1 rRNA gene is annotated in these 3,230 nt (G+C 53.1%); it reads right to left on the reverse strand.

The features are described 5' to 3' along the window. Positions 1–13: 13 nt before the first annotated feature. Positions 14–2,948: ribosomal RNA gene (locus tag N6H06_RS22875) — 23S ribosomal RNA — on the reverse strand. Positions 2,949–3,230 lie beyond the last annotated feature (282 nt).

The following is a 3,230-nucleotide window of genomic DNA, read 5'->3' on the forward strand; positions in this document are numbered from 1 at the left end:
TGTCAAGAATGTATAGGATAAGTCCTCGACCGATTAGTATCAGTCCGCTCCACGTGTCGCCACGCTTCCACTTCTGACCTATCAACCTCATCATCTCTAAGGGGTCTTACTGGCTTACGCCATGGGAAATCTCATCTTGAGGGGGGCTTCATGCTTAGATGCTTTCAGCACTTATCCCGTCCATACGTAGCTACCCAGCGATGCTCCTGGCGGAACAACTGGTACACCAGCGGTATGTCCATCCCGGTCCTCTCGTACTAAGGACAGCTCCTCTCAAATTTCCTACGCCCGCGACGGATAGGGACCGAACTGTCTCACGACGTTCTGAACCCAGCTCGCGTGCCGCTTTAATGGGCGAACAGCCCAACCCTTGGGACCTACTTCAGCCCCAGGATGCGACGAGCCGACATCGAGGTGCCAAACCTCCCCGTCGATGTGGACTCTTGGGGGAGATAAGCCTGTTATCCCCAGGGTAGCTTTTATCCGTTGAGCGACGGCCCTTCCATACGGCACCGCCGGATCACTAAGCCCGACTTTCGTCCCTGCTCGACTTGTAGGTCTCGCAGTCAAGCTCCCTTCTGCCTTTGCACTCTGCGAATGATTTCCAACCATTCTGAGGGAACCTTTGGGCGCCTCCGTTACTGTTTAGGAGGCGACCGCCCCAGTCAAACTGCCCACCTGACAATGTCCCTGGCCCGGATCACGGGTCGAGGTTAGAATGCCAGCACCATCAGGGTAGTATCCCACCGACGCCTCCACCGAAGCTAGCGCTCCGGTTTCCAAGGCTCCTACCTATCCTGTACAGATGATACCAACACTCACTATCAAGCTACAGTAAAGCTCCATGGGGTCTTTCCGTCCTGTCGCGGGTAACCTGCATCTTCACAGGTACTATAATTTCACCGGGTCTCTCGTTGAGACAGTATCCAAGTCGTTGCACCATTCGTGCGGGTCGGAACTTACCCGACAAGGAATTTCGCTACCTTAGGACCGTTATAGTTACGGCCGCCGTTTACTGGGGCTTCAATTCAGAGCTTCTCCCGTGAGGGATGACCCTTCCTCTTAACCTTCCAGCACCGGGCAGGTGTCAGCCCCTATACTTCGCCTTACGGCTTCGCAGAGACCTGTGTTTTTGCTAAACAGTCGCTTGGATCTTTTCACTGCGGCTCTCTCGGGCGGTTAACCCTACTAGAGCACCCCTTCTCCCGAAGTTACGGGGTCATTTTGCCGAGTTCCTTAACGAGAGTTCTCCCGAGCGTCTTAGAATTCTCTTCTCGCCTACCTGTGTCGGTTTGCGGTACGGGCACCTGTATTCTCACTAGAGGCTTTTCTCGGCAGCGGAGGATCAGGGATTTCGGACCCGAAGGTCCTTCACGGTCACAGCTCAGCCTTACGGAACACGGATTTGCCTATGTTCCAGCCTCGCATGCTTCGACGCGCACAGCCAGCGGCGCGCTCACCCTACCTTTCTGCGTCCCCCCATCGTTCAAACGAATACGAGGTGGTACAGGAATATCAACCTGTTGTCCATCGCCTACGCCTTTCGGCCTCGGCTTAGGTCCCGACTAACCCTGAGCGGACGAGCCTTCCTCAGGAAACCTTGGGCTTTCGACGGATAGGATTCTCACCTATCTTTTCGCTACTCATACCGGCATTCTCACTTCCAAGCACTCCACCAGTCCTCACGATCTGGCTTCGCTGTCCTTGGAACGCTCCCCTACCCAATCCCATACGGGATTGCCATAGCTTCGGTGATACGTTTAGCCCCGGTACATTTTCGGCGCAGAGTCACTCGACCAGTGAGCTATTACGCACTCTTTCAATGATGGCTGCTTCTAAGCCAACATCCTGGTTGTCTGGGCAACTCCACATCCTTTTCCACTTAACGTATACTTGGGGACCTTAGCTGATGGTCTGGGCTGTTTCCCTCTTGACTACGGATCTTAGCACTCGCAGTCTGACTCCCGAGTTAAAGTCATTGGCATTCGGAGTTTGACTGAATTCGGTAATCCTGTGGGGACCCCTCGTCCAATCAGTGCTCTACCTCCAAGACTCATCACTCGAGGCTAGCCCTAAAGCTATTTCGGGGAGAACCAGCTATTTCCGAGTTCGATTGGCATTTCACCCCTACCCACACCTCATCCCCGCAATTTTCAACTTGCGTGGGTTCGGGCCTCCAGTCGGTGTTACCCGACCTTCACCCTGGACATGGGTAGATCACCCGGTTTCGGGTCTACGGCATCGTACTTAAGCGCCCTATTCAGACTCGCTTTCGCTGCGGCTCCGCTTCATCAGCTTAACCTTGCACGATACCGTAACTCGCCGGTTCATTCTACAAAAGGCACGCCATCACCCGTTAACGGGCTCTGACTAGTTGTAGGCACACGGTTTCAGGATCTCTTTCACTCCCCTTCCGGGGTGCTTTTCACCTTTCCCTCACGGTACTGGTTCACTATCGGTCACTAGGGAGTATTTAGCCTTGGGAGATGGTCCTCCCGGATTCCGACGGGGTTTCACGTGTCCCGCCGTACTCAGGATCCACTCTGGAGGAAACGAAGTTTCAGCTACAGGGCTGTTACCTTCTACGGCCTGCCTTTCCAGACAGTTCACCTACTCCGTTTCTTGATCACTCCGTATTGAGTGTCCTACAACCCCAAGAGGCAAGCCTCTTGGTTTGGGCTGTTTCCGTTTCGCTCGCCGCTACTCAGGAAATCGCATTTGCTTTCTCTTCCTCCGGGTACTTAGATGTTTCAGTTCCCCGGGTCTGCCTCTCGACATCCTATGTGTTCAGATGCCAGTACCATCCCATTACGGATGGTGGGTTCCCCCATTCGGAAATCTCCGGATCAAAGCTTACTTACAGCTCCCCGAAGCCTATCGCGGTTCGTCGCGTCCTTCATCGGCTCCTAGTGCCAAGGCATTCACCGTGCGCCCTTTCTAACTTATCCTTTTTCACTTCAGATCACCGTCGCATCTCTTCGTCTGGTTCATGCTTCTCAGTCGGTCCGTAGGCAACTACGCTCCCTCATTCGAACATTTCCCATCCTCGACCTGCTCGGTTCTCTTCGCAAAAATAAAAAATACATAAAAAGGTATGCATTGAATTCTTGACGTCTCGTTCAAACAGTTTTACAACCGATGAACAAAGATCAATTTGAGTTATTTCTGGATTTAGTTTTCAAAGAACCTGAGAGTTTTGAGTCCTCTCAAAACTGAACAACAGCACAAGC

Source organism: Shouchella tritolerans (assembly GCF_025770735.1).
Taxonomy (GTDB): Bacteria; Bacillota; Bacilli; order Bacillales; family Bacillaceae_D; genus Shouchella; species Shouchella tritolerans.